This window comes from Pseudomonas sp. L5B5 (assembly GCF_020520285.1).
Lineage (GTDB): Bacteria > Pseudomonadota > Gammaproteobacteria > Pseudomonadales > Pseudomonadaceae > Aquipseudomonas.
On sequence record NZ_CP084742.1, the window covers coordinates 5,257,501 to 5,282,381 of the forward strand.

Sequence of the window (24,881 nt, forward strand, 5' to 3'; positions counted from 1 at the left end):
AGTCGAGTCGGCCTGCGCGGAAGATGTAACGGGGCTCAAACCATACACCGAAGCTACGGGTATCACGTAAGTGATGCGGTAGAGGAGCGTTCTGTAAGCCTGTGAAGGTGAGTTGAGAAGCTTGCTGGAGGTATCAGAAGTGCGAATGCTGACATGAGTAACGACAATGGGAGTGAAAAACTCCCACGCCGAAAGACCAAGGTTTCCTGCGCAACGTTAATCGACGCAGGGTTAGTCGGTCCCTAAGGCGAGGCTGAAAAGCGTAGTCGATGGAAAACAGGTTAATATTCCTGTACTTCTAGTTATTGCGATGGAGGGACGGAGAAGGCTAGGCCAGCTTGGCGTTGGTTGTCCAAGTTTAAGGTGGTAGGCTGAGATCTTAGGTAAATCCGGGATCTTAAGGCCGAGAGCTGATGACGAGTTGCCTTTAGGCGACGAAGTGGTTGATGCCATGCTTCCAAGAAAAGCTTCTAAGCTTCAGATAACTAGGAACCGTACCCCAAACCGACACAGGTGGTTGGGTAGAGAATACCAAGGCGCTTGAGAGAACTCGGGTGAAGGAACTAGGCAAAATGGCACCGTAACTTCGGGAGAAGGTGCGCCGGTGAGGGTGAAGGACTTGCTCCGTAAGCCCATGCCGGTCGAAGATACCAGGCCGCTGCGACTGTTTATTAAAAACACAGCACTCTGCAAACACGAAAGTGGACGTATAGGGTGTGACGCCTGCCCGGTGCCGGAAGGTTAATTGATGGGGTTAGCGCAAGCGAAGCTCTTGATCGAAGCCCCGGTAAACGGCGGCCGTAACTATAACGGTCCTAAGGTAGCGAAATTCCTTGTCGGGTAAGTTCCGACCTGCACGAATGGCGTAACGATGGCGGCGCTGTCTCCACCCGAGACTCAGTGAAATTGAAATCGCTGTGAAGATGCAGTGTATCCGCGGCTAGACGGAAAGACCCCGTGAACCTTTACTATAGCTTTGCACTGGACTTTGAGCTTGCTTGTGTAGGATAGGTGGGAGGCTTTGAAGTGGGGACGCCAGTTCTCATGGAGCCATCCTTGAAATACCACCCTGGCAATCTTGAGGTTCTAACTCAGGTCCGTTATCCGGATCGAGGACAGTGTATGGTGGGTAGTTTGACTGGGGCGGTCTCCTCCTAAAGAGTAACGGAGGAGTACGAAGGTGCGCTCAGACCGGTCGGAAATCGGTCGTAGAGTATAAAGGCAAAAGCGCGCTTGACTGCGAGACAAACACGTCGAGCAGGTACGAAAGTAGGTCTTAGTGATCCGGTGGTTCTGTATGGAAGGGCCATCGCTCAACGGATAAAAGGTACTCCGGGGATAACAGGCTGATACCGCCCAAGAGTTCATATCGACGGCGGTGTTTGGCACCTCGATGTCGGCTCATCACATCCTGGGGCTGAAGCCGGTCCCAAGGGTATGGCTGTTCGCCATTTAAAGTGGTACGCGAGCTGGGTTTAGAACGTCGTGAGACAGTTCGGTCCCTATCTGCCGTGGACGTTTGAGATTTGAGAGGGGCTGCTCCTAGTACGAGAGGACCGGAGTGGACGAACCTCTGGTGTTCCGGTTGTCACGCCAGTGGCATTGCCGGGTAGCTATGTTCGGAAAAGATAACCGCTGAAAGCATCTAAGCGGGAAACTTGCCTCAAGATGAGATCTCACTGGGATCTTGAATCCCCTAAAGGGCCGTCGAAGACTACGACGTTGATAGGTTGGGTGTGTAAGCGCTGTGAGGCGTTGAGCTAACCAATACTAATTGCCCGTGAGGCTTGACCATATAACACCCAAGCAATTTGCGAACTCGAAAGAGGCCAGATTGCGGTGTGTGAAGATGACAGACCGAAAGTTTGAAGCACAAACCAAACCTATTACATACCCATTTGCTGGCTCGTTGCATAAGCAACGGATCGGCTCCAGAATTTCTTGACGACCATAGAGCGTTGGAACCACCTGATCCCATCCCGAACTCAGTAGTGAAACGATGCATCGCCGATGGTAGTGTGGGGTTTCCCCATGTGAGAGTAGGTCATCGTCAAGATTAAATTCCGAAACCCCAATTGCGAAAGCAGTTGGGGTTTTGTCTTTGTGCGCGAAAAACCATTTTGATCCTGGCACAAATTTGCACAGTTATTTTCAAACTGGAATATTAGAATAGCGGTCATTTCCCTCATTTCCCGAGCCCTCTATGCTGGATCCGGTTGATACCTCCGGGGTATCGGAATTGCCGCTGGATGAGCTGGTCGCCTGTCATGAGTGCGACTTGCTGATGCGCAAGCCCAAGCTTGCCCATGGCGAGAAGGCCCAATGCCCGCGCTGTGGCTACGAGCTCTACGCCCATCGGCACAATGTCGTCCAGCGTAGCCTGGCCTTGGTGCTTGCCGCCTTGTTGCTCTACGTGCCGGCCAACTTCCTGCCCATCATGCAGCTCGATCTGATGGGACAGACTTCCGACGATACGGTCTGGAGTGGAGTAGTGGGCCTGTTCGATACCGGCATGCAAGGCGTCGCGGTGGTGGTGTTCCTCTGCAGCATGGGCATCCCTTTGCTGAAGCTGGTCTGCCAGCTGCTGGTCCTGCTGAGCATTCGCTGGAATATCGGTCGCAGCTACGGTTTGCTGCTCTACCGTGTCTATCACCACCTGCGTGACTGGGGCATGCTCGAGGTCTACCTCATGGGCGTACTGGTGGCGATCGTCAAGCTGGCTGACATGGCGTCCATTGCCGTGGGGTTGGGCCTGGTGTGTTTCATCGCACTGTTATTGATACAGGTCTGGCTGGAGGTGGTGATGTCGCCACACCAGATCTGGCAAGCGTTATCCGGAGAAGACGTGCATGCGGGCGATTGATGCAGGCATTCTGATTTGCACCGAATGCCACGAGTTGAATCCTCAACAGACCGACAGTGACGGGCAGGCCTGCAGCCGTTGTGGCGCCAGGGTCCATGCCCGTCGCCCCAACAGCATCCTGCGCACCTGGGCTCTGCTGATCACGGCCGCCATCCTTTATATCCCAGCCAACGTACTGCCGATCATGACCGTCAGTGCCCTGGGACAGGGCAGCCCCAGCACTATCATGTCGGGTGTCATTCAGCTGGTGCAGCACGGCATGATTCCCATTGCCACGGTGGTCTTTGTCGCCAGCATCCTGGTGCCGACTTTCAAGTTGGTGGGGATTGCCCTGTTACTGTTCTCGGTACAGCGCCACCAGCCCCTGTCGGCCCGGCAACGCATCGTCATGTATCGGTTTATCGAGTTCATCGGCCGCTGGTCGATGCTGGATATCTTCGTCATCGCCATCCTGGTGGCGGTGGTCAACTTTGGCCGGCTGGCCAGCATCGAGGCCAACCTCGGTGCGGTCGCCTTTGCCAGCGTGGTAATCCTCACCATGCTGGCTGCGATAACCTTCGATCCCCGACTGATCTGGGACAACACGGAGTCGGACGACGACCATGAGTGATTTGCCAACTGCCAAAACCCGCCCGGCCTCCAATTGGTCGGCTATCTGGGTTCTGCCCCTGATTGCCCTGATCATCGGCGGCTGGCTGGGCTGGCGGGCCTACAGCGAAACCGGGATCGAGATCCAGCTGCGCTTCGAAAGCGGCGAAGGCGTCCAGGTCAAAAAGACCGAAGTGTTCTACAAGGGCATGCCCGTGGGCAAGGTCAAGTCCCTCGACCTGGATGACCAGGGCAGCAACAAGGGTGTAGTCGCCACCGTCGAGATGAACAAGGACGTCGAGCAGTACCTGCGGACCAACACGCGCTTCTGGCTGGTCAAGCCAAGCGTCAGCCTGGCAGGTATTACCGGTTTGGAGACCCTGGTGTCCGGCAACTACATCGCTGTCAGCCCAGGAGAAGGTGGAGAGCCGACACGCAAGTTCACGGCCCTGGTCGAAGAGCCTCCGCTGTCCGATGCCAAGCCAGGCCTGCACCTGGTCATCAAGGCTGACCGCCTGGGTTCCCTGACTCGTGGCAGCCCGGTGTTCTACAAGCAGATCCAGGTCGGTCAGATCAAGAGCTACCTGCTCTCCGAAGATCAGAGCACCGTCGAACTCAAGGTCTACATCGAGCCGACCTACGCCAGCCTGGTGCGCAAGCACACGCGTTTCTGGAACGCCAGCGGCATCAGCGTCGACGCCAATCTGAGCGGGCTCAAGATCCGCAGCGAATCCCTGGCCAGCATCGTCGCCGGCGGCATTGCCTTCGCTACCCCGGAGAACCGCAAGGACAGTCCACCCACCGATCCGAGCCTGCCATTTCGCCTCTATGAGGATTTCGACGCCGCCCAGGCTGGCATCCGGGTCAAGGTCAAGCTCAGCGACTTCGAGGGCTTGCAGGCCGGGCACACGCCAGTGATGTACAAGGGCATCCAGGTCGGTAGCCTGAAGGCCCTCAAGGTCGATGCCGACCTGACCAGCGCCACGGCCGAGCTGACCCTCGACCCACTGGCCGAAGATTATCTGGTCCAGGGGACCCAGTTCTGGACCGTCAAGCCCTCTATCACCCTGGCAGGCATTACCGGCCTGGAAGCGCTGCTCAAGGGCAACTACATCGCCGTTCGCCCGGGGGACAAGGGCGCGGCGCCGCAGCGTGAGTTCGAGGCTCGGGCCAAGGCGCCGCCGCTGGACTTGCGTACACCGGGCCTGCACATGGTGTTGTTCACCGACAATCTCGGCTCCCTGGATGTTGGCAGCCCGATCCTCTACAAGCAGGTCAAGGTCGGGGCCGTGCAGAGTTATCAGTTCTCCCATACCCGCAAGCAACTGGTGATCGGCGTCCACATCGAGAAAGAGTACGAAGGGCTGATCAACGGTTCGACACGTTTCTGGAACGTCAGCGGCATCACCCTCACCGGTGGCCTGACCGGGGGCATCCAGATCAAGAGCGAATCACTGCAAAGCCTCATGGCCGGCGGTATTGCCTTCGAGACTCCGGTGGCCAATGTGCCGCTGAAAAAACGCATCCCCCGGTTCCGCCTGTTCGCCAACCAGGAAGAGGCGACGCAGCACGGCACGGTGGTCCAGATCCGCGTCGAGCGTGCCGACGGTCTGCGCGCTGGCACCCCGGTACGCTTCAAGGGGCTGGACGTGGGCAAGTTGGAAGAAGTGACCCTGAGCCCTGACATGCAGTCGGTGATGCTCAAGGCGCGGATTACCGAAGTGCCCGAACGTATCGCCCGGGTCGGCAGCCAATTCTGGGTAGTCAAGCCTGAGCTGGGCCTGATGAAAACCTCGAATCTGGAGACCCTGGTGACAGGCCAGTACATCGAGGTCCAGCCTGCACTGAAGAACCAGGGGGTGCAGACCAGCTTCGTGGCCTTGCCACAACCGCCGCAGGACAGTGTCCAGGAGCCTGGCCTGAGCCTGGTGCTGAGCGCCGCTCGCCGTGGCTCGCTGAAGATCGGCGTGCCGGTCACCTATCGTGAGGTGACCGTGGGCAAGGTCACCGGCTACGAGCTGGGGCAGACCGCTGACCGGGTACTGATCCACGTCCTCATCGAGCCTAAATATGCTCCTTTGGTGCGTGGCGGCACGCGCTTCTGGAACAGCAGTGGCTTTGGCATGGACTTCGGTTTGTTCAAGGGCGCGACGGTGCGTACCGAGTCCCTGGAGACGCTGATCCAGGGAGGTATCGCTTTCGCCACGCCGGATGGCGAGCGCATGGGCAACCCGGCGCGCCCCGAGCAGACATTCCCGCTGTTCGACAAGTTCGAGGATGAATGGCTGACCTGGGCGCCGAAGATCCCCCTTGGCACCAAGCCCGCGGCCTCCCAGGTGAAATAGCCGGGTTGGCAGGCGCAATGAAAAAGGCCGCCCTCTTGCGAGGGCGGCCTTTTTGCTTTGCAGCCGGTGAAATCAGGCCTCGTCCAGTTCCTTCTGCACTTCGGCCTGCTCGTTCAGCACCGCCTCGACCCGGTCATGACGACGGATGAATTTCCAGTCCGCTTCATCGATGTAGATGCCGTTCGGGCCGCTGCCACCTTCCAGGTCGATGGCCACCTGGGCCGAGACCTGGGGCTTCACACTGGCCAGGATCGGCACGAAGCCCAGTTGCAGGCTGGTTTCCAGCAGCGCCGCCTGGTTGCGCTCGTCGATGTCCGCCGCCTCGTCGAGGTAGTAGGGCAGGCGGATGCGCCCGGCCTGGTCGCGGTCCATCAAGTGCAGCAACAAGTACATGTTGGTCAGCGCCTTGATGGTCATGGTGGTGCCGTTGGACGCCGCGCCATCGATGTCGGTATGGATCACCGGCTGGCCGTTGACCTTGGTGATCTCGAACGCCAGCTCGAACAGGTCCTTGAGCCCCAGCTGGTTATGGTTGGCCGCTACCAGCCGTGCCAGGTACTCCTTGGCCTCCTCGTTCTTGTTGTCCTGCTCGGCGCTCTGGCTCAAGTCGAACACCGACAGGGTCTCGCCTTCTTCGTACTGGCCGGCGCTGTGGATGATCTGGTCGATATGCTTGAGCGCTTCCTTGTTCGGTGCCAGGACGATACGGAAGCTCTGCAGGTTGGAGACCTGGCGCTTGTTGATCTCGCGGTTGAACAGCGCCAGCTGGTGTTCCAGGCTGTCGTAGTCGCTGCGGATATTGCGCAGGGTCCGGGCGATATCGGTCACCGCGGCGCGGCGGGCCTTGCCCAGAGTCAGGGCTTCTTCAGTACGGTGCGAATAGGCGTTGATCAACAGTTGCAGGCGACGCTCGACATCGTCCTCGCTGTCGAACTTGGCCACGCCCTTGAGGCGCACCTGGGCATACAGTGCCTCGATCTGGCCGTCGACCCGCTGCAGGCCCTGCCAGCTGTCCTGGTAGTCGTTGAGCAGGGGCAGCAGGTTGTCCATGGAATCGTCCACCGGGTCCATGAATGGTGTGCCGAATGGCAGGTCTGCCGGCAGCAACTGGCGACGGCGCAGGGCATCGTCGAGGGTGCGCTGCTTGGCCTCCATGTCGCTGATCTGGCGACCCACCAATTGCAGTTTGGCCGACAGCTGCTGGACGCGTTCGGTGAAGGCGTCGCTGGAGCGCTTGAGTTCGTCCTGGGCGGCTTCCATCTGTGCCAGCTGTTCCAGCTTCTCGCCTTCCTCGGCGTTCAGGGTCTGGGTACGACGGAAGTCTTCCAGGGCCTTCTGCGCATCCAGTACCTGCTGGTACAGGGCTTCGGTCTGGGTCTTGCTCGCGGCGCGGTCGGCAGCCACGGCGGCCTGGGTCTTGAGCTGCTTGAGCTCTTTTTCCAGGCGCTCTTTCTGGTCGCGCAGGGCCGCACGGTCAGCCAGGGCCTGCAACGCCGGTGGCTCGATGTGCGAGATGTCGATGGTCAGCCCGGGAACTTCGAAACGCTCGCCCTTGAAGCCGTCGAGGATCAGCTCCACCGACTTCACCCACTCGCCATCGTCGTCCAGGGCGATGCCATGTTCACCCAGGGGCAAGCTGAACAGCGCGCTGTTGAACAGGCGCATCAGGCGCTCTACATCCTGCTGGGAGAACTCCTCGCGCAGGCGTGCATAGCTGTTGTTGTCGGCGTTATCGAGCTGCTGCTTGACCGATTTCAGGCGTTTTTCCAGGTCCCGCAGGCGCTCTTCCAGGTCTTCGGCGGAGAACTGACGGGACTGGGCCAGGGCGCCGGCCAGCTCGTCGTGGGCATCCTTGGCGGCCAGCAGTTGCTGTTCCAGGACCTTGACGTCGTCCACCAGGGCGAAGCGGTGCTTGAGTACCGAGAGCTCGCCCAGCCAGCGCTGGGTGCCGGTGATTTCCCGCTCCAGGCGCATCATTTCCTGGGTGCTGCTGCGCTGGTCGTTCTGCAGCGCGTCCTGCTCGTTGCGGTAGTGCTCGGCCTGGATGGTCAGCTCTTCCTTGCGGGCGCCGGCATAGTCCGACCAGGTGCCCAGCAGCGAGTCCAGCAGCGGTGACAGGCGATGCAGCTTGCCACGCAGGATGTCCCGCTGCTTCACGCCGTTGGCCAGGGCCTCCACCAGGGGGCCGGCAGCCACCAGGGAGTTGTAGTCCTGCTCCATGCGTCGCACGTCGCGGAAGGCTTCGTCGCACGCAGCGATGTAGTCGACGCTGCCCGAACGCAGGCTGTGCTCGAAGGCGTCGAGGAACAGCTGCTTGAGCTTGGCCGCGGTGATCTCGCGCATGTGCAGCAGGTTGATGAACAGGGCACGGAAGGTCTTGAGGCTCTGCTCGCTGGTGGAGCGCAGCGGGATCAGGGTCAGGTCCAGGGGAATCGAGGTATGGCCGCCGACCAGCAGGCGCCGCAGCTCATCGGGCTTGAGCTCGTAGGCCTTCAGGCCATTGCGTTCCAGGTTGGTGAACAGCTCCTTCTGGCGCAGGCAGGTGTCGTCCTTCTGGTAGTGCGCCAGGTCCAGTTGCCCGGCGTAGGCGAAGAACTGGTGGCCGAAGCCGCCGCCCGGACCGCGTCCGGAGACCCCGATCACGTGAGGGCCGTGGGGCAGCGAGACTTCCACCAGGATGTAGCTGGTGTCGGAGGCGAAGTAGAAGCGTCGGGACTGTTCCAGGCTGTACTTGCCGAAACTCATGTCCGACATGCGCGCCAGGATCGGGAATTGCAGGGCGTTGATCGACGCCGACTTGCCCAGGTTGTTGGCGCCGTAGACCGACAGCGGTTCTTCCAGCGGGAACAGGCCCAGGCTGTAACCGGCGGTGTTCAAAAGGGCAAAGCGGCGGATGCCGTAGCGTTCCTTGCTCATGCGTCGAGCTCCTGTTCTTCGGCGATGGCCCGGGCCAGCGCGTCTTCTTCACTTTCCTCGGACTCGTCGAATTCGCTCAGGTCCAGCGGGTCATCGGTTTGCAGCAGTTTCTCGTCGCTGTCGTGGTCCACCAGCACCGGGGTCGGTAGTGGCAGCACGCTGTGCAGGCTGGCGGCCAGGTCGCGGTCCTGCTGAACGGAAAGACAGACATCGAGGAAGCGGTGCATCGGCGGCAGGAAGCGGTAGATCCCCGGTTCCTCCAGGGCGAAGCCCAGCTGGGTCATGCGGCGCATGATCTTTTCTTCCAGCTCTTCCTGGGTCTGTACCTCGGCCTGGATGAACAGGTCACGGTACTTGTCCAGCAGCGAGGGCAGTTCGTCGCGGCCCAGGCTGCCGCCGTCGAGCACGGCGATCGGATCGCGGCCCTGGTCGGCCAGGTGTTCCACCAGGATGAAGGTGAACAGCGCCAGGCGCTGGGCGGTCTTGTTCACCTGTGCGGCGGCGTTGTCCGGTACGAAGTAATAGAAGCCGCGGGTATCGCACACCAGCTCGAATCCCAGGGCCTTGAACAGGGTGCGGTACTGGTCCTGGAAGTTCGACAGCTGGGCATACAGCTCCGGATCGCGGCGGCTGACGTGGTAGCCCTTGAACAGCTCGCGAAAGATCGGCGCCAGCTGGGACAGTTCGGAAAGATCAAGATGCATTGGCATTACTCGCAGTTTGCTCGGGCTGGTCGTCGCGAGCCAAGAGCAGGGCGAAGGAGCGCAGGCTGACCTGGTGCTCCTGGGTGTGGTATTCGCGGCGTTCGAGGCGCTCGCGCTTGAAGCGTTTTTCCCGGGACAGGCGGGAGAACCAGTACAGCAGCTCGTCCGTGGCGCCGTCCGGTTCCTGGTCCAGCAGCCAGCTCATCAGGTCCGGCATCGGCAGCGCGTTCTCGCAGCGTTCGAGCATTTCCCGGACCGTGCGTGGCGCCTTGGGAGCCAGGCCCTTGTGGGTCTTGTGGGCCTTGGGGAAGCGCGCCGGCTTGGGCTCGAAGCGGGCCAGGGCGTAGACATAAGCCTCCACCTGGCCGGAGCTGCCGAGGAAGGTGCTTTGCGGGCGGGTGAACATCGGCATCGCCGCCTGGGGCACCGCGTCGATGCCCTTGCGCCGGATGACCGACAGGGCCAGGGCGGCGCCACGGGTCACGGCGTTGTGCCGGCGGGCCTCCTCGCGCAGCGGCAGCAGCAGTTCCCGGGCATGGCGCAGGGTCAGCTGGGCGCTGGTCTGCATCTCCAGGATCCGCGCGTGGGTGCGCAGCAGCATGTCGTCGTCCACCAGGTGGCCCAGGCGCTGCTGTTCGGTGAGCATGCGCAACAGCACGTTCTCGACCTTGCGCACGCCCTGTTCGAAAGCGCCATCGGCGTTCACCAGCTGGATCATCGGCTCGACGTATTCGTCCCAGGTGGCCAGCACCTCGGCGTAGCGCTGGCGCAGGGGGATCTGCCGGTCGCTGGTCTTGGCCCGTTCGGCCACCGCCACCAGGGCCTGTTCGTCGTTGGCGAGTTTCTTCAGGACATCGCGCACCCGCATGTCCAGCAAGCGCAGCTGGCGGGCCAGGTCGTGGCCGTCGCGGATGTCGAAGGCATCCTGGATGTAACCCGCCAGGCGCTCCAGGTGGCGCAGGTAGGCTTCGATCTCCAGGCACAGGCCCAGGCGGTGTTCACGCCGCAGGTAGGCAAGGAAGTCGTGGATCTGCGCGTTGAGCTCGAAGCGGTTCGGGCTTTTCGCCACCGGGACCAGGATGTCCAGGCGTATCCATACGTCCAGCAGGTGGGTGATGTCCTGGGGCGTACTGTCCAGTTGCTGGGTGGCCAGTTGTGAACGCAGTTCGGCAAGACTCAGGGTGCCTTGGTCGAAGTGCTCGCACAGTGGCTCCAGAAGTGCCCAGTGTTCGGCGAGGGCGCGCAAGACGCGCTTGGGTTCGATCATCGGAATGGCCGGCTGGTTGGCAATGAAAAGCGGCGATTGTACTGCATCAGGGGGGCGACGATTCACCCCCTGACCCAGCTAAGAGACGGACTGTCGCTTTTGCGCTGCATCAACTGCGGGCGATCTTCGGCGAAGGACGGTAGAATCCCCCACCTCAGTTATCCACAAGTGGCCGACCCTTGCTTATCGAGTCCCGTCGTCGCGCTTATCTGTCCGCCATGCAGGTGGTCAGTTGGTTGCCGCGCAGCGAATTGCCCTTTGCCGCCCCCTCGCGTCCCGAGTTGCTGGCCCTGCCGGAGCCGGTAGTGGAGGCGCCGCCTGCGCCTGTCGCCGAGGCCAGGGCTGCGGCAACCCCCGCGGCACGGACCGTCGAGCGCCCGAAAATCGAAGTGCCGCGTCCTGCTGCGGCATCTGCTCGTCCGGCCACCAAACCGGTTGTCGAGGACGAGGACGCTGCTCCGGTGGTCAAGGCCCCGGTGGTACCGCCACCGCGCTTCGCCCTGCAGCTCCTGCGGGCCGGGCGTTGCCTGCTGCTGGTGGAGTTGCCCACTGGCGAGGCCTTCCAGAGCCGTGACCCGGCCTACCTGCTGCTCAAGGACATGCTGCGCGCCGCCGGCCTGCCGGACAGCCCGCAAATCCTCGCCGAACCGGTGCGCTGGCCGCGGCTGACCCGGGGCAGCCTGGACCAGGGCCCCGAGGCCGCCCGGGATTTCGTCCAGGCCTTCGTTGGTGTGCGAATAGAAGAACAACCCTGTGCCTGCCTGTGGCTGATCGGCCTGCCGGCAGTGCGTTTTGCCGGTGAGGCCAACGCCGAAGCCTACAACCGCGAACTTCAGGTCGAAGGCCTGGGCTCGGCCTGGGCCTTGCCCGGGCTGGAACTGTTGATGGAAGAGCCGCAGCGCAAGGCGGATGTCTGGCAAGCGATGCGTCGGTTGATGGCTCGCTGGAAAAGCACTGATGAGTAAAAGTATCGATGAGTGACGCGTTGACCTTTCGCCTGGCTACCGAGGCGGATCTGGATACCATCCTGAAAATCGAATATGCCGCGTTCAGCCACCCCTGGACTCGCGGCATTTTCATGGATGCCTTCAAATCCTATGAAGTCTGGCTGATGTTCGAGGGCAGCCAGCAAGTCGGGCACGGGGTGATCCAGGTGATCATCGACGAAGCCCACCTGCTGAACATCACCGTCAAGCCGGAAAACCAGGGCCGTGGCCTTGGCTTGCACCTGCTCGAGGCCCTGATGAAGCGCGCTTACGAGAAGGACGCACGCGAATGCTTCCTGGAGGTGCGCTCCAGCAATCAGACCGCCTATCGGCTTTACGAGCGCTATGGCTTCAATGAAGTCGGGCGCCGCCGCGACTACTACCCGGCGGTAGGCGGGCGCGAAGACGCTCTGGTCATGGCCTGTACCCTGGTCGACTGAGCCTTCTTCAGGGCTTGCCGTCCAGCGGTCGGCGGCGAGCCAGTTCAGCCTCATCCAGACCGCTGCCTGCACCGATCTGCGAATCATCGACGATACTCAGGTCCCAGTCGGCGGGCCGGCTAGCCCCTTTCTCCCGGACAGAGCGAGCGCCGTCTTGCGGGGTCAGAATTTCCGGGCTCAGGTCGTCATTGCCGGAGCCGTCCTCGGTGCGGGTGTCGTCGTTCCCGGGACCGGACACTTCGTCATCGAAATGCAGCTCCTGCATGGAGCCCATGCGATCCTGGTCATCGTCGATGGGCTCGGGCTGCGGCGCGGTGTAGGGACGTCGTGATTCAGTCATGGTCAATCCTCATGCTTCAGGACTCGTAAGGGGTGGACCGAGCCCCACCCTGAAGATTCCCCGGCATGGGATGACCGGTATCTGCGACATCACGCGTGACCCCGACCGGAGGTCGTCTGTCAAACCTGCGCATCATTCCTGAGGCTTCACAGCATGAACGAACTACAAGACCTGATTGATAACAACGAGCGTTGGGCCGAGGCGATCAAGCAGCAGGATCCGGAGTTCTTCTCCAAATTGGCTCGCCAGCAGACGCCGGAATACCTGTGGATCGGCTGTTCGGATGCACGAGTGCCTGCCAACGAGATCGTCGGCATGCTGCCGGGCGATCTGTTCGTGCACCGCAATGTGGCCAACGTGGTGCTGCACACCGACCTCAATTGCCTGTCGGTGATCCAGTACGCCGTGGACGTACTCAAGGTCAAGCACATCCTGGTCACCGGCCACTATGGCTGTGGCGGTGTGCGCGCCTCGATGCAGGATCGCCAGCTGGGCCTGATCGATGGCTGGCTGCGTTCGATCCGCGACCTGTACTACGAGCACCGCGAGGCATTGGGCGAGCTGACCTCCGAAGAGGAGCGAGTCGACCGCCTGTGCGAGCTGAACGTGATCCAGCAAGTGGCTAACGTCGGCCATACCAGCATCGTGCAGAACGCCTGGCATCGCGGGCAGAGCCTGTCGATCCATGGCTGCATCTACGGGATCAAGGACGGCCGCTGGAAAAGCCTGAACACCACCATCAGCGGCCCTGAGCAATTGCCGCCGCAGTATCGCCTGCGCCCGGTGGGCACGCCCTGATGTACCCGGCCCTGTAGCGCCGACACAGGCTGGGCCGGTGTCAGCGCTGCAGGCGTCCTACAGGTGCGGCACCTCGGTGCTGGGCGCAGGAGCTGGGGATTTGAGCTGCTGCAACTGGCTCTTGACCGGCGCGCTGGTGCACTTGGCCGCGGCCTGTTGTTCATCCAGCTTGCGGATCGAGGTGTAGAACATCTCGCAGGTCTCGACCTTCTGCGTGACCTGCCAGGTCTGGGTGCAGCTATCGAGCTGCGTCTTCGGATCGCTGCCCGGCTTGCTACCCATGCCGGCCTGCCAGCAAGCGGCACTCAGGTCCTGGCCCATCACCTTCAGCCCCGCCGCGTCGGCCTTGGCCTCATCGTCGTCGTAGTTGGCCGGGTCCGACGCATACCAAATGTAGCTGGGGTGGTTGGAGCCCAGCACCGGCACCTTGAGCCCCTCGCTGGGACTGATCTGCGCCAGGCCCAGCACACTCACCGTCACCCCGTACTGCTGCTTGAGCCAGCTGCGCACCGGTGCGCCGAAGGCCACCATCGGCAGGGCCGCGCCACTGGCGTTCTGGCTGACCTGCTTGACCATGGTGGTCTGGTAGGTGTTGAAGTAGCTGTACACACCCTCCAGGTCCTTGCCGGCATTGGACGGTGCGGCGATCGGGGCGATGTCGACGATGGTCTGGTAGGCCGGGGTTTGCGCGGCGGCGATGCCGTTGGCGGTGAGCAGGGTGGCCCAGCGGTCGGTGGTAGCCGATTCCAGGTAATCCTGGGCCTGGGTCAGGGAATAGTCCGGCGGGAAGTGCAGGAGTTCGACGCTCTTGCGATTGTCCAGGGCCATGCCCAACGGCAGGAACAGGTACCAGCTGTAGGCCCACTTGCCCTCGCTGTTGAGCTGGCTGGCGCCCTTGTAGGCCAGGTCGCCGGCGTCCAGCAAGGCGCTCAGCGGCTTGTCGTAGCCGGCCGGGACCCCGCTAAGCGAGGCCAGGACCCTGTCGCCTGCCGTCTTGACGCTGACCTTGGCGTCGGCATACCCGTCGCGCTGCACGCTCTGGGTCAGGTAGTGCGCCACGGTCTGCTCCAGGCTCCAGTCGCGATAGCAGATGACGTTGCAATTGTTGGGGTAGGCGAAGAGCCGGGTCACCCGCTGCGGGCTGCCCAGATCGACCTCGACGTCGGCCATGACGGTGGAACTCAGTGCAGCGGCGGTCAGCGCGAGGGTCAGTCCTGCGATTTTCAACATGCTCAGATCCTTTTCAGCGTGAACCCCATCGGAGGGGGTCAAGACATACTGGAACAGCACCGGGCACAGCGACAGCCAGCCCTGAAAAAATATCCTTCGCCTGGTCAGACGATGGCCCTAGCCCGGGATCAGGCTGGTCAGGGGAAACCCCAGGCCGTGGATCTGGCAGACGCGGACGATCATCACCATGAGCACCAGGTACACCGGCTGCCATGGGCTGAAGTGATTCCAGTGCAAGGCTCCGAGCCAAGGGTGCCTGGCACAGTACTGCGGGTTCGCCTGGCCGATGCGCCGCGAGTGCAGCAGGCCTATCAGGACGAAGCCCAGATAGCCCAGCACACCCAGCCCGCCCAGCCAGAAACCGAACAGTGCCAGCATCACCAGATGTGGCACCCCGTGGCGCAGTACCAGCCAGTAATACCGCGGGTTCAGGCGCCTGGGCACCAGGCGCTCGGTCAGCCACAGGTCCGGCAACAGCAAGTGGACGATCGCCTGCTGCCAGGTGCTGAGCAGGATCATGCCGAGAATCCCCAGCATGGCGCAGCAGACCAGCCCGACCACCAGTGCCAGTTCCGGGCCGTAGCCTGGCTTGGGCATGAAGTACAGGCCCAGGGCCAGGCCGCTGCCGACACTGCAGCGAATCCAGTTGTCCACCCCGATCAACCTTGGGACCAGCGCTCTCCAGAACAGCAGGTCTTGCCGGGGCAAGCGTTCCACCAGCGTCGGGAAGCGCGACGCGAGGGTCTGTGACAGCTGCAGGCAGGCCTGCCAGTGCGTGTCTTCGAAGTGCCGGACCTGGGCGACCAGGCGGCGCCAGGACTGTGGCGTCAGGAACAAGCGCGCGGCGGCCGCCTCGGGTGAGGTGTCCGTGGTCTTGGCTGCCTTGGCCAGCAGGCCCTGGTAAAAGGCTTCCTGCGTATGGCGTTCAACCAGCGCCTGCCACATCCACTGGGGGGCGGGGATCATGCCGCGGCTGTCGTCCCAGCCGAACAGTTGGCATACACCTTCGAACAAGGGCGCCTGCCAGGGCTGCTGGTGCAACACCTCGAGCACCTCGCCCTGCCAATGCTGGCGATGATCGAAGACCTGCAACCAGGGGCGCGCGCAATGATCGGCCAGGCGCTCCAGGAATGCCTGCTCCTGGCCCGCTTCCAGCAGTCCCTCGAGTTCCCGGCGGTACTTCTGGAGCATGCCTGGCACCAGCACGGCCTCCTGCTGGGCCGTCATGGGCGGACGTTGCCAGGGCGTCAGCCAGTCCAGGTTCGCCACTGCCCAGTCGATCATCGCCAGGTGCTGTCCGGGTGATTCGCAGCAGATCGCCAGCAGGCGTGTGAGGAACGGTTCGGTGCAGGCCTGCTGCTGGGCCAGTTGCCAGCGGTGTGGCAGGTTGTCGGCGCCCAGGTTGTCCAGCAACGACCAGAGCACCGGTACCGGAGCGGGCACGGGCACAGGCACAGGCACAGGAGGCGGTGCGAGGGGCTGGACGCTTGCTGGGGACAGTTCGACCAGGCTTGACCATTGCTGCAGGTTGCCAGTGGGCCGGATGTCCGCCGAGGCAGGCGCCGGCGCCGTTTCCTCTTGCCGCCAGCGGGCCAGCTGCAGGGCGCGCTCGTAGGCCTCGCGCAAGCGCTGGAAGCCCTCGGCATCCGCATCGGGGCGGGTGTTTTTCAACTGCCGAGCGTAGCTGCGCTTGATCTCGCGTTCATCGGCATCCGATGACAGTTCCAGCACCGACCAGCAATCCATGTCGCGGCTCCCTTAGTGCCAGTGGCCGTTTTCCAGGCGCTGAAGGTGCTCGTTGAGCTGGTTGCGCACTTCGCGGATCTGCCGCTCGTCCTGGGTCTCCAGCACTTGCTGGAACTGACCGGCCCAGTAGCCCGCCTGTTCGCGCAATTCCCCCAGGCTTTCCTGGTAGAGGCGTTCCAGGCGAGCGCTGAGCAAGGTGTTGACCTGCTGGTCCCGCGGGTGAACCTTGAATTGGGCCAGGGCCTGCAGGCGCTCGCGGATTTCTTCGGGGGCCAGCACGCCCGGGTTGTTCTCGATCACCAGCGAGTGGCTGTCCCCTGTCAGGGGAATGGTCACCTGGGCTTCCAGCAGGCCGTTGATGTCATAGGTGAAGCGCACGTCCAGCGAGACCTCGCCGGCCGGGCGCTTGGGCACCTTGATCTCCAGCTGGCCCAGGGCGACGTTGTCGCGCACCAGGCGGCTCTCGCCCTGGAAAATCTTCAGCATGACGTGGTCCTGGTTGTCGTGCAGGGTCTGCACGGTCTTGACCCGGCTCACCGGCACCACGCTGTTACGCTCGATGATCGGCAAGTAGTGCCCGCTCTCGAACTGGTTGCCGTGCTGTTGGGTGGTCTCGATGCCCAGGGTGTAGGAGCAGACGTCGGTCAGCACCACTTCTTCCAGGGCCGCACAGCGCGCCTTGAGCGCGGCCTGCACCGCGGCGCCCTGGGCCACCACCTGATCCGGGTCGAGGGTGATCGAGGGAAACCGTCCGAACAGGCCGGCCGCCAGCTTGCGCACCAGGGGCATGCGACTGGCTCCGCCCACCAGGAGGATCTCATCCAGGTCGCTGACACGAATCCGTGCATCGCGCAGGGCCCGTTCGATGGGCAGGCGCAGGCGCTCCAGCAGCGGAGCGCAGAGGGTCGCCAACTGCGCCTGGGTGATGGTCTGGGTCCACTGCCGGCCGTCCACCCGCAAGCAGAATTCGGCGCTGCTGTCCTGGCCCAGGGCGCGCCGCACGCGCTCGGCCTCGCGGCGCAGGGCCTGGAGCACGCTCTGGCGCTCGGGGAAATCCGCAGCCTGGACCTGCTGTGCGAGAAAATGCTCCAGCAGCAGGCTGTCGAAGTCTTCGCCGCCCAGGAAGTTGTCGCCCGCGCTGGCGCGGACCTCCATGACCCCGTCGAACAACTCCAGGATCGACACGTCGAAGGTGCCGCCGCCCAGGTCGAAGACCAGGAACGAAGTCTCCTTGTCGCGCTGGTGCAGGCCGTAGGCCAGGGCGGCGGCGGTGGGTTCGTTGACCAGTTTCTCGACCTTGAGCCCGGCCAGCTCGCCGGCGATCCGCGTGGCCTTGCGCTGGGCATCGCTGAAGTAGGCCGGCACGCTGATCACGGCTTCTACCACCGGTTCGCCATAGGCGCGCTCGACATCGTCCTTGAGGCTCTTGAGCACCAGCGCCGAAAGCTCTTCCGGACGCCAGGAGCGCTCGCCCAGGCGTACTTCGGTGGCACTGCCCATGTAGCGCTTGAACAGCGCGGTGGTCAGGTGCGGATGGGTATGCAGGCGTTCCTTGGCGGCCTGGCCCACCAGGACCCGGCCTTCGTCGTCCAGGCCCACCACGCTGGGAGTCAGCAACTGGCCCAGGGCATTGGGCACCAGTTCGCTGGCGGTTTCGCGCCAGACCGCGACCAGGCTGTTGGTGGTTCCCAGGTCGATGCCTACGATCATGACGACGAACTCCTTGGCGAGCGTAAACGGCTGAAACGAAAAGAGGCGCGCAGGATATTACCCGGCGGGGGAATGGGTAAAGAGAATGATGTCACATGGCTAGCATGATGGTGATCAGCAGCCAGGCCGCCATCTGGACGACCCGTGCCTGCCCGGGAACGGTGCAACCCGGCGCTGGCGCTCCCCGGCGCAGCGCCAGCGAGCGTGCTCAGGCCTTGAAGTGCAGGGCGTTGGTCAGGTCGCCCATGGGTTTCTGGCCACGGGCGATCATCGCCTGGTCACGTTCCTTGATGCCGTCCAGGGTTTCCAGCTGGAACACCCGGGTGATCAACCGCAGGATCGAGGCCGTGTCGTAGACCGTGTGGTCCACCGTGCCCTTGCGCGCGAATGGCGAAACCACCAGCGCCGGAATCCGCGTACCCGGTCCCCAGCGATCGCCCTGGGGCGGTGCCACGTGGTCCCACCAGCCGCCGTTTTCGTCGACGGTGACGATCACCACCATGTTTTTCCACTGCGGGCTTTCCTGCAGCACTTTCAATGCTCGGTCGATATGCCGGTCGCCGGCGGCCACGTCGGCATAACCGGCGTGCAGGTTGAGGTTGCCCTGGGGCTTGTAGAAGGTCACCGCCGGCAGTTTGCCGGCCTCGGCGTCGGCGAAGAACTTGTTGGTGCTCGACTCATCCCCCAGGCCACCGTCACGCAGGCGCTTGGCACGCTCGGCGGGGTTTTCCGGGCCCTGGCGCACGAAGTAGTTGAAGGGCTGGTGGTGGTACTGGAAGTTGGGGATCTTGGGAATCCCGCCGGAATCCTTGAACTGCTCCAGGGTCGCCTGCCAGGCGCCGCCGTACCAGGCCCAGTCGACGTTCTTCTTCGAAAGCTTGTCGCCGATGTGTTCGTGGGTCTGGGGCACCAGTACGCTGGGCAGGTCGGGCTTGGCGTAGTCCGGGCGCTCCGGATCGCGGATCCAGGTCGGCCAGTAGGGCGGGGCCATGGTATTGACGGCGTAACCGTCCGGGGTCAGGGCGCTGGGACCGAACTGCGGCGCACCGTCCATGGCACTGGCCGGGGACTTGTCCAGGGGCTTGAGGCGGGTGCCCTTGGGATCGTCGCCCTGCAAGGTGGCGATCTGCGGCTTGGCCACCGAGTTGGCGGCATCCGGGTAGAACGGCACCTTGGCGCTGATCAGGTACTGGTGGTTGAGGAACGAGCCACCGAATGCCCCCTGGAAGAAGTTGTCGCAGAGCACGAACTCCCGAGCCACATCCCAGAGACGCAGGGAGTAGCGGGTCTGGGCGTAGTGGCCCATGGTCAGGGCGCCGGAGTCGGCCCAGGCGACGAAGCTGTCGTTCTTGCCGCCGTTGATCTGCATCTGGTTCTGGTAGAACACGTGCCACAGGTCGCGGGTCACCAAGCCCAGCGGCAGGTCCTCGCCACTGGGGCCCTTGAGGGCGAAGGGCGCATTGGGCAGGTTTTCCTGGAACTGGGTTTCCACCGGGTAGGTGATGCCGTCCAGGGTCTGCGGGCCCACCTGGAGAATGCCGCCCCAGATCGGTGGCAGTTTCTGCAACAGGTTGCCGTCGCGATCGCGCTGCTGGAAGTCTTCGGGCTTGAGGGCCGAGAGCGGTTTTTCCACCCCGGGAAAGTTGGCGAACAGGTTGTTGAAGCTGCGGTTCTCGGCGAACAGTACCACTACGTTCTTCACCTGCTCCTGCAGCGCCTTGTCCAGTTCGGTCGGGGACAAGGGGCGCTCCACCGGTGGCTTGCCTCCTGGTTCGCCGGGCTGGCCGCAGGCGCTCAGGGTGGCACCTACCCCCAGAACCGCAACGCCGCCGAGGAAGCGGCGGCGGCTGGTATCGGTAGGCTGGTCAGTGGCGGATTCGGGGGTGTCGCGCAGGTCGGTGTCGTCGCTCATCTGGGGTCCTTGCTCGGCTCTCTGAGGATTCGTTACAAAGTATTTCGGTCGCACGGTAACAACCGAATATGACGCAAAGGCTACAGGAATGCGGCATGGCCTGGCTGTCTTGGTCCTGGATAAATCTGCGATTAAGGAAATGGTAGGAGCGAGGCTTGCCCGCGATGGTCTTCAGGGCGCCGCGTTTATCCAGTAAACACGCGCTACCGTTAACGACCATCGCGAGCAATCGAGCGTCGATCGGCTGCTCCTACAGGGGATCCCCTCGCTTAACTGAACAGCATTACGCTATGCAGCGGATGTGGCTATGTCAGGGAATCATCGGCGGTAGGTAGGCCAGGGTCGTTCCCAGGGCCCAGAGCAGCACCAGCACCAGGGGCGCGTGCACCAGCAACTGGACGAAGGAGAAACCGATCAGGTCCCGTGCCTTCAGCCCCAGCACGCCCAGCAGCGGCAGCATATAGAAGGGGTTGATCAGGTTCGGCAGGGCTTCGGCCGCGTTGTAGATCTGCACCGCCCAGCCCAGGTGGTACTGCAGGTCGTTGGCCACCTGCATCACATAGGGCGCCTCGATGATCCACTTGCCCCCGCCCGAAGGGATGAAGAAGCCGAGCACCGCCGAGTACAGCCCCATCAACAGGGCATAGGTGTCGTGGGAAGCGATCTGCACGAAGAAGGTCGAGATGTGGTGGGCCAGGGTTTGGCCATCCACACCCTTGACCACGGTCATCAGTGCGGCGATCGAACCATACAGCGGGAACTGGATCAGCACCCCGGTGGTGGTCGGCACTGCCCGGGCCACGGCGTCGAGGAAGCTGCGCGGGCGCCAGTGCAGCAGGGCACCGGTCATCAGGAACAGGAAGTTGTAGGTGTTGAGTCCGGAAATCGCGGTGATCGCCGGTTTGGTGGCGAATTCGTGGTACAGCCAGCCGGCGGCCAGCAAGGCCAGGAGAATGGTCAGCAGCGGGCTGTGTTCCAGCCATTCACCGGGCCGGGTGCGCGGCTGCGGCTTGGGCAGGCTGAAGCTGGGATCGACGCCACAGGCCTGGGCATCCCGAGCGCTGTTGGGGCCGGGTGCGGTGGCGTAGGCGACGATCAGCGAAACCACCACCAGGGCCAGCAGCAAGATGCCCGACTGCCAGAGGAAGATGGTCTGGGTGAAGGGAATCACCCCGGTGATGGCCAGGATCGACGGTGGCAGGCTGCCCGGGTTGGCTTGCAACTGCGCAGCGGAAGACGACAGGCCCAGGGCCCAGACGGCCCCCAGGCCCAGGTAGGCCGCGGCGCCGGCGGCGCGGTAATCCATGCGCAGCTCGGTACGTCGGGCCAGGGCCCGTACCAGCAGGCCGCCGAACACCAGGGACAGGCCCCAGTTGAGCAGCGAGGCGACCATGGAAATCAGCGCCACCCAGGCCACCGCCGAGCGGCCGTTCCTGGGAATGCGCGCCAGCTTGTCGATCAGCTTCACCGCCGGTGGTGAGCTGGCCACTACATAACCGCCAATGACCACGAAGGCCATCTGCATGGTGAAGGGAATCAGGCTCCAGAACCCGTCACCAAACGCCATGGCGGCGTCGGTGGGCTTGGCACCCATGGCCAGGGTGGCCAGTGCGACGATGATCACCGCCAGTGCGGCGAATACCCAGGAATCGGGAAACCAGCGCTCGGCCCAGTTCGAACAGCGCAGGGCGAAGCGGGCGGAGCGGCTATCTTGAATATCAGCGGCCACGTGAGTACCTCGGATTTCTTATGTTTATAAGGAGGTCGGCTGCCCCAGGCTGAGGCGGCCGAGAACTGTGCAAGAATGCGGCAATTGCCACGGACTGCAAAGGATTGAACGCACATGTCATTTTCCTCCGAAGAACGCGCCGCATTGCTCAAGGTCAAGGGTGTTGGCCCCACGGTGGTGGGTCGCCTGGAGCAGATGGGCATCGTTTCCCTGGCCCAGCTGGCCGACGCCAATGCACTGGATATCGTCACCCGGGCCTCGTCCCTGGTGGGCTCCAGCTGCTGGAAGAACAGCCCCCAGGCCCGCGCGGCGATCCAGGCCGCCATCGCCATGGCCAGGGGCAACTGAGTCCGCCCCCACGTCGCAACGGGTTGTTCCCCTGGGCTTTTGCGTAGACCATGGCGCCCTTGCCTTGTGCCACCCGAGTTGCCTTCATGACCCTTGCCAGCGAATCGACGGCGCGCTTTTCCCGCGCCGACTACAAGACCCTGGGCCTGGCCGCCCTGGGCGGGGCCCTGGAAATCTACGACTTCATCATCTTCGTATTTTTCGCCCTGACCCTGAGCCAGCTGTTCTTCCCGCCGGAAATGCCCGAGTGGCTGCGGCTCCTGCAGAGTTTCGGGATTTTTGTCACCGGTTACCTGGCCAGGCCCCTGGGCGGCATCCTCATGGCCCACTTCGCCGACCGGCTGGGACGCAAGAAGGTGTTCAGCCTGAGCATCCTGATGATGGCGCTGCCGTGCCTGCTGATCGGCAGCATGCCGACCTATGCCCAGATCGGTTACTTCGCGCCCTTGCTGCTGCTGGTCCTGCGGGTACTGCAAGGCGCCGCGGTGGGCGGCGAGGTGCCCAGCGCCTGGGTATTCGTCGCCGAGCATGCGCCGCGCGCCCATCGGGGTTATGCCCTGGGCTTTCTCCAGGCCGGGCTGACCTTCGGCTACCTGCTGGGGGCGTTGACCGCGACTCTGCTGGCCCAGGTCTTCAGCCCTGAAGAAATCCTCGACCACGCCTGGCGCTACCCCTTCCTGCTGGGCGGGGTGTTCGGCGTGATCGGCGTCTGGTTGCGCCGTTGGCTGGCCGAGACCCCGGTGTTCATGGCCCTGCAACAGCAGCGCGAGGATGCCAGCGAACTGCCCCTGCGCACGGTGCTGCGAGAACACCGGCTGGCGATCCTGCCGGCGCTGATCCTGACCTGCGTGCTGACGTCGGCGGTGGTGGTGTTCGTGGTCATCACCCCGACCCTGATGCAGAAGAGCTTCGGCATGAGCGCCAGCCATACCTTCGCCCTGAGCAGCTTGGGCATCGTCTTCCTCAATATCGGCTGCATCCTGGCGGGCCTGATCGTCGACCGCCTGGGCGCTTGGCGCACGGTGATGCTCTACAGCCTGCTGCTGCCCCTGGGCATCGCGGTGCTCTATGGCTGCCTGATCAGTGGCGGTGCCTGGATCGGCCTGGCCTACGCCATCGCCGGCCTGGGCTGCGGCGTGGTCGGCGCGGTGCCTTCGGTGATGGTCGGGCTGTTCCCGGCGCGCATCCGGGTGTCGGGGATTTCCTTCACCTACAACATCGCCTATGCCCTCTGGGCCAGCACCACGCCGCTATTGCTGATCGCGCTGATGCCCTGGAGTCCTTGGGTCTGCGTGATCTACTGCGCGGTGATGGGGGCGGTCGGGGTGGCCAGTGCCGGTTATTTCGGTACACGGGTCGGGGAAGCCCGGCAGCCGCGCGTCCAGGAAGCCGGCTGCTGCTGAGCCTGCCCGTATGCCGGGTGGCCGTCACTCGGCCAGCAACTGGTCCAGGTAGTGGCTGCGTTCGTTGCTCAAGCGCGTCACGCAACGATTGATCAAGGTGGCGTGGGCCGGTTTGCCCGGCTCCACATCGACCGCCTCCAGCACACAGGTGCTGTCTCGGTATTTGATCCAGGCGCGCTGGGCGTTCCTGAGCTTGCCCAGGTATTCCTGCTCCTGTGCCAGGTTGCCGGGATAGTGCTGGTGAGCCCTGTCCAGCAGTGCCTGGTAGCGCTGGTTGAGGCCGCTATCGGCCTGTTCCTTGTCCTGCTGGGCGCAGCGATCGACCTGCTGGCTGGATTCGATGTGCGTGCAGTCCAGCGCTGCGGCCTGCGCTGGCATCCAGCCACCGGCTGCGAGCAGCACGGCGATGACAGAAGCGAAGATCCGGGGCTGGCGAGGCATGGCGATCCCTTGGGCTGAGAATGAAACGCGCATTCTACAGTTCCCCGGCTTGCACAGAAGTGACAGGGCCGCACGGACCAGTGGCTACGCGCAGGTCGCTGGATAACCGGCAGATAACAGTCCGATGACAATTTGTCCGGCCTGATCTGCCCGGCCTGCATCCGGACTATCATCAGGCCGAGGTTTTCCACCACATTGCAGGAGGCTCCATGGGCGCAGGGCACAGTCACGGACAGGTACGGGCCGGGCACGAACGCAAGTTGTGGATGGCCCTGGGACTGACCGGCAGCTTCATGATCGCCGAGGTCATCGGAGCCTTCGTCACCGGCAGCCTGGCGCTGCTGTCGGATGCCGCGCACATGCTCACCGACACCCTGGCGCTGGCGATTTCCCTGGTGGCGATCCAGGTCGCCAAGCGCCCGGCGGACCGCAAGCGCACGTTCGGCTACGCCCGTTTCGAGATCCTCGCCGCGGCGTTCAATGCCCTGCTGTTGTTCGTGGTGGCCTTCTACATCCTGTTCGAAGCCTGGCAACGCCTGCAGGCGCCGGCCGAGATCCAGTCCACCGGAATGCTGGTGATTGCCGTGCTGGGGTTGATCGTCAACCTGATCTCCATGGCTCTGTTGGCCTCCGGCAGCAGCGAGAGCCTCAACGTCAAGGGCGCCTACCTGGAAGTCTGGAGCGACATGCTCGGTTCACTGGGAGTGATCATCGCCGCCCTGGTGCTCATGTACACCGGCTGGGGCTGGGTCGATTCGCTGGTGGCCGCGGCCATCGGCTTGTGGGTGCTGCCCAGGACCTGGACCCTGCTCAGGGAAAGCACCAATGTGCTGCTGCAAGGCGTTCCCGAAGGCATCGACATCGACCAGGTGGAGCAGGGCATTCGCTCGGTGCCCGGGGTTGGCGACGTGCACGACCTGCATGTATGGGCCCTGACCAGCGGCAAGAACGTGCTCAGCGCACACCTGGTGGTGCAACTGCAGGGGCGTGACGAACAGGCGATCCTGGCCGAGGTCACGGAGCTGGTGCAGGAGCGATTCGAGATCGCCCATGTGACCTTGCAGGTGGAGCAGGCGGGGTTCCATGAGCAGGCGCACGACCATTGAGTGCCGGCT

Annotated in this window: 19 protein-coding genes and 2 rRNA genes (1 of these 21 running past the window's edge); 11 read left to right on the forward strand and 10 right to left on the reverse strand. The window is 63.2% G+C overall.

From position 1 onward, the window contains the following. The 5 genes from LGQ10_RS24075 to LGQ10_RS24095 all read left to right on the forward strand — a co-directional run. Positions 1 to 1,795 (forward strand): 23S ribosomal RNA (locus tag LGQ10_RS24075) (it extends 1,096 nt beyond the left edge of the window). A 145-nt stretch (positions 1,796 to 1,940) separates the two neighbouring features. Then, positions 1,941 to 2,056 (forward strand): 5S ribosomal RNA (gene rrf / locus LGQ10_RS24080). A 147-nt stretch (positions 2,057 to 2,203) separates the two neighbouring features. Then, on the forward strand, positions 2,204 to 2,863 hold the full coding sequence (locus tag LGQ10_RS24085; RefSeq protein ID WP_226523407.1) for a paraquat-inducible protein A: 660 nt from the start codon (positions 2,204 to 2,206) through the stop codon (positions 2,861 to 2,863). After that, positions 2,850 to 3,473: a paraquat-inducible protein A gene (locus LGQ10_RS24090; RefSeq protein WP_058438056.1), complete on the forward strand. Its 624-nt coding sequence runs from the start codon at positions 2,850 to 2,852 to the stop codon at positions 3,471 to 3,473. The genes LGQ10_RS24085 and LGQ10_RS24090 overlap by 14 nt, the downstream gene beginning before the upstream one ends. Continuing rightward, the gene (locus tag LGQ10_RS24095; protein ID WP_226523408.1) at positions 3,466 to 5,796 is read left to right on the forward strand and encodes a PqiB family protein; all 2,331 of its coding nucleotides are present in this window, start codon (positions 3,466 to 3,468) and stop codon (positions 5,794 to 5,796) included. Before LGQ10_RS24090 ends, LGQ10_RS24095 begins: the two co-directional genes overlap by 8 nt. A gap of 72 nt (positions 5,797 to 5,868) precedes the next feature. On the opposite strand, the gene mksF is transcribed toward LGQ10_RS24095, so the two are convergent. From mksF to mksB, 3 genes are read right to left on the reverse strand one after another with little or no spacing between them, the layout of a single operon-like run. Next, the gene (gene mksF / locus LGQ10_RS24100; RefSeq protein ID WP_226523409.1) at positions 5,869 to 8,712 is read right to left on the reverse strand and encodes an Mks condensin complex protein MksF; all 2,844 of its coding nucleotides are present in this window, start codon (positions 8,710 to 8,712) and stop codon (positions 5,869 to 5,871) included. Continuing rightward, positions 8,709 to 9,416 carry an Mks condensin complex protein MksE gene (mksE, locus tag LGQ10_RS24105; RefSeq protein ID WP_058435382.1) on the reverse strand — a complete coding sequence of 236 codons (708 nt, stop codon included), beginning with the start codon at positions 9,414 to 9,416 and terminating at the stop codon, positions 8,709 to 8,711. The genes mksF and mksE overlap by 4 nt, the downstream gene beginning before the upstream one ends. Beyond that, positions 9,406 to 10,683: an Mks condensin complex protein MksB gene (gene mksB / locus LGQ10_RS24110; protein WP_226523410.1), complete on the reverse strand. Its 1,278-nt coding sequence runs from the start codon at positions 10,681 to 10,683 to the stop codon at positions 9,406 to 9,408. The genes mksE and mksB overlap by 11 nt, the downstream gene beginning before the upstream one ends. A gap of 179 nt (positions 10,684 to 10,862) precedes the next feature. On the opposite strand from mksB, the gene LGQ10_RS24115 reads away from it, so the two are divergent. Together LGQ10_RS24115 and rimI are read left to right on the forward strand one after the other, a co-directional pair. Continuing rightward, on the forward strand, positions 10,863 to 11,648 hold the full coding sequence (locus LGQ10_RS24115) for an energy transducer TonB (RefSeq protein WP_226523411.1): 786 nt from the start codon (positions 10,863 to 10,865) through the stop codon (positions 11,646 to 11,648). Between the two features lie 8 nt (positions 11,649 to 11,656). After that, complete coding sequence (gene rimI / locus LGQ10_RS24120) at positions 11,657 to 12,109, forward strand: ribosomal protein S18-alanine N-acetyltransferase (RefSeq protein WP_226523412.1); 453 nt, start codon at positions 11,657 to 11,659, stop codon at positions 12,107 to 12,109. A gap of 7 nt (positions 12,110 to 12,116) precedes the next feature. On the opposite strand, the gene LGQ10_RS24125 is transcribed toward rimI, so the two are convergent. Continuing rightward, complete coding sequence (locus LGQ10_RS24125; protein ID WP_226523413.1) at positions 12,117 to 12,449, reverse strand: serine kinase/phosphatase; 333 nt, start codon at positions 12,447 to 12,449, stop codon at positions 12,117 to 12,119. 153 nt (positions 12,450 to 12,602) lie between these two features. On the opposite strand from LGQ10_RS24125, the gene can reads away from it, so the two are divergent. Further along, complete coding sequence (gene can, locus LGQ10_RS24130; protein WP_058433575.1) at positions 12,603 to 13,247, forward strand: carbonate dehydratase; 645 nt, start codon at positions 12,603 to 12,605, stop codon at positions 13,245 to 13,247. Between the two features lie 57 nt (positions 13,248 to 13,304). Here the strand turns inward: can and LGQ10_RS24135 are convergent, their stop codons facing one another. The 5 genes from LGQ10_RS24135 to LGQ10_RS24155 form a co-directional block, all read right to left on the reverse strand. Further along, entirely contained in the window at positions 13,305 to 14,477 is a 1,173-nt protein-coding gene (locus LGQ10_RS24135; RefSeq protein ID WP_226523414.1) for a hypothetical protein, read from the reverse strand. A 117-nt stretch (positions 14,478 to 14,594) separates the two neighbouring features. Beyond that, entirely contained in the window at positions 14,595 to 16,223 is a 1,629-nt protein-coding gene (locus LGQ10_RS24140; protein WP_226523415.1) for a J domain-containing protein, read from the reverse strand. A 12-nt stretch (positions 16,224 to 16,235) separates the two neighbouring features. After that, entirely contained in the window at positions 16,236 to 17,933 is a 1,698-nt protein-coding gene (locus tag LGQ10_RS24145) for a molecular chaperone HscC (protein WP_226523416.1), read from the reverse strand. A gap of 208 nt (positions 17,934 to 18,141) precedes the next feature. Beyond that, positions 18,142 to 19,845, reverse strand: a complete 1,704-nt coding sequence (locus LGQ10_RS24150) for an acid phosphatase (protein ID WP_226523417.1) — start codon at positions 19,843 to 19,845, stop codon at positions 18,142 to 18,144. 310 nt (positions 19,846 to 20,155) lie between these two features. Continuing rightward, on the reverse strand, positions 20,156 to 21,574 hold the full coding sequence (locus tag LGQ10_RS24155; protein WP_226523418.1) for a short-chain fatty acid transporter: 1,419 nt from the start codon (positions 21,572 to 21,574) through the stop codon (positions 20,156 to 20,158). Between the two features lie 114 nt (positions 21,575 to 21,688). Between LGQ10_RS24155 and LGQ10_RS24160 the strand changes: the two genes are divergently transcribed. Both LGQ10_RS24160 and LGQ10_RS24165 read left to right on the forward strand, forming a co-directional pair. Then, positions 21,689 to 21,922 carry a hypothetical protein gene (locus tag LGQ10_RS24160; protein ID WP_058433910.1) on the forward strand — a complete coding sequence of 78 codons (234 nt, stop codon included), beginning with the start codon at positions 21,689 to 21,691 and terminating at the stop codon, positions 21,920 to 21,922. A gap of 86 nt (positions 21,923 to 22,008) precedes the next feature. Continuing rightward, positions 22,009 to 23,325, forward strand: coding sequence for an MFS transporter (locus LGQ10_RS24165; RefSeq protein ID WP_058434718.1), 1,317 nt, complete (start codon positions 22,009 to 22,011; stop codon positions 23,323 to 23,325). A gap of 24 nt (positions 23,326 to 23,349) precedes the next feature. Here LGQ10_RS24165 and LGQ10_RS24170 read toward each other — a convergent pair whose 3' ends face one another. Continuing rightward, complete coding sequence (locus tag LGQ10_RS24170) at positions 23,350 to 23,766, reverse strand: lysozyme inhibitor LprI family protein (protein WP_058434719.1); 417 nt, start codon at positions 23,764 to 23,766, stop codon at positions 23,350 to 23,352. A gap of 209 nt (positions 23,767 to 23,975) precedes the next feature. On the opposite strand from LGQ10_RS24170, the gene LGQ10_RS24175 reads away from it, so the two are divergent. Continuing rightward, the gene (locus LGQ10_RS24175; RefSeq protein WP_226523419.1) at positions 23,976 to 24,872 is read left to right on the forward strand and encodes a cation diffusion facilitator family transporter; all 897 of its coding nucleotides are present in this window, start codon (positions 23,976 to 23,978) and stop codon (positions 24,870 to 24,872) included. Positions 24,873 to 24,881 lie beyond the last annotated feature (9 nt).